Origin of the sequence: uncultured Sphingomonas sp. (assembly GCF_964021865.1) — a bacterium.
In the GTDB taxonomy this organism is placed as follows: Bacteria; Pseudomonadota; Alphaproteobacteria; order Sphingomonadales; family Sphingomonadaceae; genus Sphingomonas.
In genome coordinates, this window is sequence record NZ_CAXIAM010000009.1 from 73,359 (window position 1) to 80,689 (window position 7,331).

The 7,331-nt window shown below is 67.8% G+C and carries 8 protein-coding genes; 2 read left to right on the top strand and 6 right to left on the bottom strand.

Translation table 11 applies throughout. The features are described from left to right. Window positions 1–8: 8 nt before the first annotated feature. From AADI75_RS04160 to AADI75_RS04180, 5 genes are all read right to left on the bottom strand, one after another. Window positions 9–416 carry a hypothetical protein gene (locus tag AADI75_RS04160; protein ID WP_341207782.1) on the bottom strand — a complete coding sequence of 136 codons (408 nt, stop codon included), beginning with the start codon at window positions 414–416 and terminating at the stop codon, window positions 9–11. A gap of 57 nt (window positions 417–473) precedes the next feature. Continuing rightward, entirely contained in the window at window positions 474–1,190 is a 717-nt protein-coding gene (gloB, locus tag AADI75_RS04165; protein ID WP_341207783.1) for a hydroxyacylglutathione hydrolase, read from the bottom strand. 1 nt (window position 1,191) lies between these two features. Next, a complete protein-coding gene (locus AADI75_RS04170) occupies window positions 1,192–1,626 on the bottom strand; it encodes a VOC family protein (protein ID WP_341207784.1) in 435 nt (144 codons plus the stop codon). A gap of 18 nt (window positions 1,627–1,644) precedes the next feature. Beyond that, the gene (locus tag AADI75_RS04175) at window positions 1,645–2,370 is read right to left on the bottom strand and encodes an alpha/beta hydrolase (protein WP_341207785.1); all 726 of its coding nucleotides are present in this window, start codon (window positions 2,368–2,370) and stop codon (window positions 1,645–1,647) included. Window positions 2,371–2,520: 150 nt separating this feature from the next. After that, entirely contained in the window at window positions 2,521–3,930 is a 1,410-nt protein-coding gene (locus AADI75_RS04180; RefSeq protein ID WP_341207786.1) for a Mur ligase family protein, read from the bottom strand. Window positions 3,931–3,980: 50 nt separating this feature from the next. Here AADI75_RS04180 and AADI75_RS04185 point away from each other — a divergent pair, with 50 nt between their 5' ends. Next, on the top strand, window positions 3,981–4,796 hold the full coding sequence (locus AADI75_RS04185; RefSeq protein WP_341207787.1) for an LD-carboxypeptidase: 816 nt from the start codon (window positions 3,981–3,983) through the stop codon (window positions 4,794–4,796). 98 nt (window positions 4,797–4,894) lie between these two features. On the opposite strand, the gene AADI75_RS04190 is transcribed toward AADI75_RS04185, so the two are convergent. After that, window positions 4,895–5,521, bottom strand: a complete 627-nt coding sequence (locus AADI75_RS04190) for a TIGR02281 family clan AA aspartic protease (protein WP_341207788.1) — start codon at window positions 5,519–5,521, stop codon at window positions 4,895–4,897. Window positions 5,522–5,805: 284 nt separating this feature from the next. On the opposite strand from AADI75_RS04190, the gene thrS reads away from it, so the two are divergent. Beyond that, window positions 5,806–7,331: threonine--tRNA ligase (thrS, locus tag AADI75_RS04195; protein ID WP_341207795.1), on the top strand; the 1,526-nt coding region annotated here is incomplete at its 3' end.

Consider the following 7,331-nt stretch of genomic DNA (forward strand, 5'->3'; position numbering starts at 1 on the left):
AGTCTCACCTATTGCGAGCGATAAGGAACGAACTGGCCCATCGCGCAGCTACCGCTGGGAATACGCGCGGGAAGATTGACGGTCTGCGCGATGTCGCCGCGGCACAGCCGGGTCTGAAATTGGCGCGTGACGATCGTGTCGCCGCGCGCCACCGCCTCGCAGCCGCCGCCGGTGTCGGTGACATAGACCAGCTTGCGGCTGACGCGGTACAGCAGCTTGCCGTCGTAGGCGGTCAGTTGCGGGCGGGTCCAGCGGGTGTCGATGCAGTCCTGCGGTTTGCCGGCAACTTTGCCTGCCAGCAGCTTTTCGTAGGCGATCCGGTCCTTGTCGGGTTTGTCGGGCTTCTGCGCCGGAGCGGCTACCACCGCCACCGCGCCGAGCGCCGCCGCAGCGGCGAAGGTGATGAGGAAACGCATCGCTTTCTCTCCTTCTGTCCGCACGTTACCGACATGGTTACGTGCGATACCTTATCGTCAGCCGTTATCCTTGCGCAAGCGGCGTTCGGCAAACGCCGCGACATCGGACGCGCGCAGGAACGGGTTTGTCGCACGTTCGAGGCCGATCGTGGTCGGGATGGTCGCTCCGCCGGTTGCACGGAGCAGATCGACGTCCGCCATCCGCGCCACGAGCGCCTGATTGTCGGGCTCGACCGTCAACGCGAAGCGGCCGTTCGATTGCGTATATTCGTGCCCGCAATAAACGTGGGTCGCATCGTCGAGCGCGGCGTAGCGCTGCATGTTCGCGAACATCTGGGCGGGCGTGCCCTCGAAGAGCCGGCCGCAGCCCATCGCGAACAAGGTGTCGCCGGTGAAGATCACGCCATCGTCGGCGAAGTGGAAGGCGATATGCCCGGCGGTGTGGCCGGGAACGTGCCAGACCGCGGCGCGGTGTGCGCCGAGCGACACGACATCGCCCTCCCCGACGCCGTCGTCCAGCGCGTCGATCTTCGCGCGCTCGGCTTCCGGGCCGATGACCCGCGCGCCAGTCGCCTGCCTGATCGTTGCCGCGCCGGCGACATGATCGCCGTGCCAGTGCGTCAGCCACACCGCCGCGATCGTCCAGCCGCGCGCCGCCGCCGCATCAAGCAACGGTTGCGCTTCGCCGGGATCGAGCGCGACCGCGTGCGCGCCGTCGTGGAGCAGCCACGCATAATTGTCGCTCAGGACGGGAACGCGGACGATCTCCAGCATCTCACCACGTCCCGGTGTTGGGCATCGACGCCCACGGCGCGGCGGGCGGAAGCGTGCCGTCCTGCAACAGCTCGATCGAGATGCCGTCGGGGGTCTTCACAAACGCCATATGCCCGTCGCGCGGCGGGCGGTGGATCGTGTAACCGTGGTCGAGCAGCCGCTGGCAGGTGTCGTAGATATTGTCGACGCGATAGGCGAGATGACCGAAGTTACGCCCGCCGGTATATTCCTCCGGCTCCCAGTTATGGGTCAGTTCGACCTCGGCGTTCGCGCGTTCGCCGGGCGCGTTCATGTCCTCGGGGGTGGCGAGGAAGATCAGCGTGAAGCGGCCCTTGTCATTCTCGATGCGGCGCACCTCCTTCAGCCCGAGCAGTTCGAAGAAGGCGATCGTCGCGTCGGGATCGCTGACCCGGATCATCGTGTGCAGATATTTCAACGTCTTCGCTCCCGCCCGTCAGGGCACCACATCCTCGACGGCGCGGACCAGCAGCGCGATGTCGTCCTCGCGCGAGAGCCGATGGTCGCCGTCCTTGACCAACCACGTCTGAACGTGCGGCGAGCGGATCAGTTCGGCCAACCGACAGGTACGATGCCACGGCACGTCGGAATCCTGCTGTCCCTGGAGCAGCCGCACCGGGCCGTCGAAGGCGATCGCGCCGCCCATCAGGCGGTTCGCCTCGCCCGATTGCCAGAAGCGGCGGGTGTAGACGGTCGGCTCGGGACCGTACGGGTTCGGGCGTTCGAGGCGGCCGTGCTGGAGCAGGTACATCTTCTCATCCTGCGAGAAGCCCCAGTCGGTGAAATCGGGCGCCGGCGCGATGCCGACCAGCGCCGCGACGCGCTCGGGCCGGGCGAGCGCGGCAAGCAGCGCGATCCACCCGCCCATCGAGGAACCGACCAGCACCACCGGGCCGTCGACATGGTCGATCATCGCCAGCGCATCGTCGCGCCAGTCGGCGAGCGACTGGTCCTCGAACTTGCCCTCGCTGGCACCGCAGCCGCCATAGTCGAAGCGGAGGTAGGCGCGGCCGTGCGCCTTCGCCCATTCCTCCAGCGCGACCGCCTTGCTGCCGGTCATGTCGGAGGCATAGCCGGGCAGGAAGACGATCGTCGGGGTAGTGCCTTGCGTATGGTGATAGGCGAGCCGCGGCCGCGGCGGTTGCGATGTGACGATGCTCATGCGCGCGGCTTTAGCGGGATTTTGCGCGTGAGCGGAAGGGCGGGGAGACGAAACGCATCGCCCACCAGCCACGTCCCCCGACTGGGCCCCGGCCTGCGCCAGGGTGTCAGTCAAGACACGTAAGACAGTAGATGAGGCTCGCCGGTACGGTCAGGCCCCGAGCATCTGCACCATCTCCGCCGCGAGCAGCGAGAGCGTGTCGTCGCGCGCGCCCATCACGACGATGCGGTCGCCGGGGCGGGCCTGCGCGACGCAATGCGCCGCCGCCGCCGCGCGATCGGGGATGTGGAGCGCGTTGCCGCCTGCAACCGTCACGTCGTGGACGACGTCGGCGCTGGTCACCTCGCGGCTGACGGTGCCGCCCTGATAGACCGGGTCGGGAAGCACGAGCAGGTCGTCGGCGCGCAGGTGGGTCACGAACATCGCGGCGAGTTCGGCGCGCATCACCTTGAGCGGGCCGTAGCCGTGCGGCTGGAACAGCGCGATCACGCGGCCGGGGAAGGCGTGGAGCGTGTCGAGCGTCGCGGCGATCTTGTCGGGGTTGTGGCCAAAGTCGTCGATCACCGCGACGCCATTCGCCTCACCCACCAGATCGAAGCGGCGGCGCAGGCCGGTGAAGCGCGCGACGCCCGCGATTGCTTCTTCGATTGAGAGGCCAGCGGCGCGCGTCGCGCCGATTGCGGCGAGTGCGTTCGCCACATTGTGGCGCCCGGGGACCTTGAGCGCCACGGGCACGCGCTGGCCGTCATGTACGAGGGTGAAGCGGATCGCGAAGGGCTCGGCGACCATGTCGGTCGCGAACAGGTCTGCGCTTTCATCGACCAGCGAAAAGCGCGTCACCCGTGCGGGCGGCAGCGCCATCGCGAGCCGCGCGGCGTCCATATTGTCGGCATTGACCACGGCGGTGCGCGCATGGCCGATGAAGTCGCCGAACAGCCGGTTCAGCTCGTCGAGCGACTTGTGATCGAGGCTGACGTTGTTGAGCACCGCGACCTGAGGGCGATAGAGCGCGATCGAGCCGTCGCTCTCGTCGACCTCGCTGACATAGGGCGCGCCCTGCCCGACCAGTGCGCTGGCGAACGGGCGATCGGGCGAGGCGAAGTCCTTCATCACCGCGCCGTTCATCACCGTCGGGTCGCGCCCGGCATGGTGGAGGATCGTCGCGATCATGCCGGTGACGGTCGACTTGCCGCTGGTCCCTGCGACGCCGATCGGCTGCGGGGCGGCGTTGAAGAGCGCGGCGTTGAGTTCAGCCCGCGACAAGCGGCGGCAGCCGAGCGCGGTCGCGGCGACGATGTCGGCGACGGTGTCCTCGACCGCGGCGGAGGCGACGACGATCTGCTCGGGTGCGGTGACCCCGCTGCCGTCCTGCGCGAACAGCTCGATGCCGAGCGCGCGCAGGCCGTCGAACTTGGCCGGCACGCGGCCCTGATCGAGCCCGCGATCGCTGCCCGCGACGATCGCGCCGCGCCCGCGGAGGATCATCGCCAGCGGCATCATTCCAGAGCCGCCGATGCCGACCAGAAAGAAGCGCTGGCCCGATACGTTGCCGTCATGCATGGCGGCGCGCTATCGGCGCTTTGCGTGGGCGTGACAAGCGGGAGGTGGCGATGCGGATCGGAGTGCTGGCGGCGAGCAGCGTCGCCAACCCGGACGTGATCGCGCCGGTTTCCGCCTTCGCGGCGGTCGCCTATCCCGAGATCGACCTGGTTTTCCATCCGCAATGCTATGCGCAGGACGGGCATTTCGCGGGATCGGACGCGGTGCGCGCGGCAGCGTTTCTCGAATATGCCAACGATCCGGCGTTCGACGCGATCTGGTTCCTGCGCGGGGGGTATGGGTCGAACCGGTTGCTGGCGACGATCATGCCGCAACTCGGACCGGCGGCGCGGACCAAGACCTTTCTCGGATATTCCGACGTCGGCTTTCTGCTCGGCGCGCTCTACGCGCGGCGGATCGGGCGCGCGGTGCACGGGCCGATGGCGAGCGACATCCGGCGGCGTGGTGGCGACGCGACCGTGGCGCGGTCACTGGGGTGGCTGGCGCGCGGCGATCGCGCGGGGCTGGAGCCGGGGCTCGACGGGCGGCCGGCGGCGGCGTTCAACCTGTCGATCCTCGCCGCGTTGATCGGGACGCCGTATCTCCCCGACCTTGCTGACCACGTGCTGATCGTCGAGGAAGTGTCGGAGGCGATGTACGCGATCGACCGGATGCTGTTCACGCTGGGCAACGCCACGCAATTGCGCAGCATCGCCGGGGTTCGGCTGGGCGCGGTGACGGCGGTTAAGGACAATGAGCCCACTTGGGGCGAGCCGATCGAGGCGATGATGGGCCGCTGGTGCCGCGATCTGGGCGTGCCGTATCTGGGACGGGCTCAGATCGGGCATACGCAGGCGAACCATGTCGTGCCGTTCGGGGTGGTGTGATGTGACCTGAAGCCGTCGCCCCGGACTTGATCCGGGGCCCCGCTTCTACAACACCCGCCGAGAAGAAGCGGGGTCCCGGATCAAGTCCGGCACGACGATCAGACCTCGGTCTTCGCTTCCTGCGGATGGTGCGGGGTCAGGATCAGCGTGCGGCCCTCGACCCGCCAGCTTTTGAGCCGCGACAGGAAGTTCATCCCCAGCACGTCGATGTCGCCAAACGCCGGCGACACGACCACCGCCAGGTCGCGCGCGACGACATTGCCGAAGCGCAGTTCGGGCACCTCGCCCGTGTCGGCGCGGATCGTGCCGTTGGCGGTCTTGAGCAACACCGGGAAAACGGCGGGTTTCACCTCGACTCCGGCGGCGGCGGCGGTGGCCGGAGACAGCGCGGTGATCGTCGCGCCGCTGTCGACCAGCAGGCGACGCTCGACCCCGCCGATCCGCGCGCGGACGTAGAAATGGCCGTCGCGGCTCATGCGGATGCGTGTTTCCTCGCCCGCCACCTTCTGCTCATCCATGTCGAGTGCCGCCGCCGCGCGGCCGAGCCACGGGTCGAAGCGGCCGCGCTCGGCGATGGTCGCGTACAGCAGCAGCCCGGCACCCACCCAGATCGCGAGGCTGACGAGGGTGCGAAGGATCGGAATGCGACGCGCCACCAGCGCCGCGACGAACAGCGCGCCGAGCAGCAGGTAGAAATGCGGGTTGGCCGAGATCCAGGCGGGCATCAGCGCGATATAGGAACCGCAACCTTGCTGGAGAATGGCTGGCGCCCGCCCGCCGCGCGCGCTATGCCGATACTGTGATGACGATGCTCACTACCACCACAACCCGGCCATGTCCGGGGGTCGGCACGCGCGTCATTGCCTGACGCCTGAGCCCGCCCACCCGGACCGGGTGGAGACGGTGCGGCGGCTTTCCACCTGACGATCACCAACGCCGCTCTTTTCGTCGGGGCACGGCATCGCTAGGCCGGCACCTCGACTTTGTGCAGGAAGACCCTTCGATGGAAATGCTCTCGATCACGCTGCCCGACGGTTCGGTCCGCGAGGTCGCGTCCGGCACCACCCCCGCCGACATCGCCGCCGCGATCGGGCCCGGCCTCGCCAAGGCGGCGATCGCCGCGCGCGTGGACGGCGAGCTGCGTGACCTGTCGCGCCCGCTGACGCAGGACGCGCGGCTGGCGCTGGTGACGCAGAAGGACGAGGCGGATGCGCTGGAGCTGGCGCGCCACGATTTCGCGCACGTGATGGCCGAGGCGGTGCAGCACCTGTTCCCGGGCACGCAGATCACCTTCGGCCCGGCGACCGAGGACGGCTTCTATTACGACTTCGCACCGAAAGACCGGCCGTTCACCGACGAGGACCTGCCCGCGATCGAGGCGGAGATGCGCCGCATCATCGCCCGGAACGAGCCGTTCACGCGCGAGGTGTGGTCGCGCGAGCAGTTGATCGCGACGTGGCAGAAGCAGGGCGAGACGTTCAAGGCCGAGTGGGCTGCGGAGCTGCCGGATGGCGAGGAGCTGACAATCTATCGCCAGGGCGCGTGGCTCGACATGTGCCGCGGGCCGCATATGCCCTCGACCGGGCGGCTCGATCCTAATGCCTTCAAGCTGACGAGGGTTTCGGGCGCCTATTGGCGCGGCGACCAGAAGAACGCGATGCTCAGCCGCGTCTATGGCACCGGCTGGCTCAACAAGAAGCAGCTCGACGCGCATCTGACCATGCTGGAGGAAGCCGCCAAGCGCGACCACCGCAAGATCGGCGCGGAGATGGACCTGTTCCACCTCCAGTCCGAGGCGCAGGGGTCGGTGTTCTGGCACCCCAAGGGCTATATCCTGTGGCGGCAGATGGAGGCGTATATGCGCCGCCGGCTGGATGCGGCCGATTATGCCGAGGTGAAGACCCCGCAGCTCATGGACGCGCGCCAATGGGAACAGTCGGGCCATTGGGGCAAGTATCGCGAAAATATGTTCGTCGTTCCCGACGAAATCCCCAATACCGAGGACGAGGGTGCGGTCATCAGCGGCGACGCCGACATGATGGCGCTGAAGCCGATGAATTGCCCGGCGCATGTGCTGATCTTCAAACAAGGGATCAAATCGTATCGCGACCTACCGATCCGCATGGCCGAATTCGGCTGCTGCCACCGCAACGAGCCGCATGGCGCGCTGCACGGCATCATGCGCGTCCGCCAGTTCACGCAGGACGACGCGCATATCTTCGTGCGCGAAGACCAATTGGTCGAGGAAGTGCGCAAGTTCTGCGAGCTGCTCCATTCGGTCTATCAGGATCTCGGCTTCACCGATTATGCGGTGAAGCTGGCGCTGCGCCCCGAGAAAAGGTTCGGCTCCGACGCGATGTGGGACCGGTCGGAGCAGGAATTGCGCGACGCGGTGCAGGCCTCGGACCTGCCGCAGGCGATCAAGGACAAATTCGAGGAGTTGCCCGGCGAGGGCGCTTTCTATGCGCCGAAGCTGGAATTCCACCTGACCGACGCGATCGGGCGGACGTGGCAGGTCGGCACGATCCAGTCGGA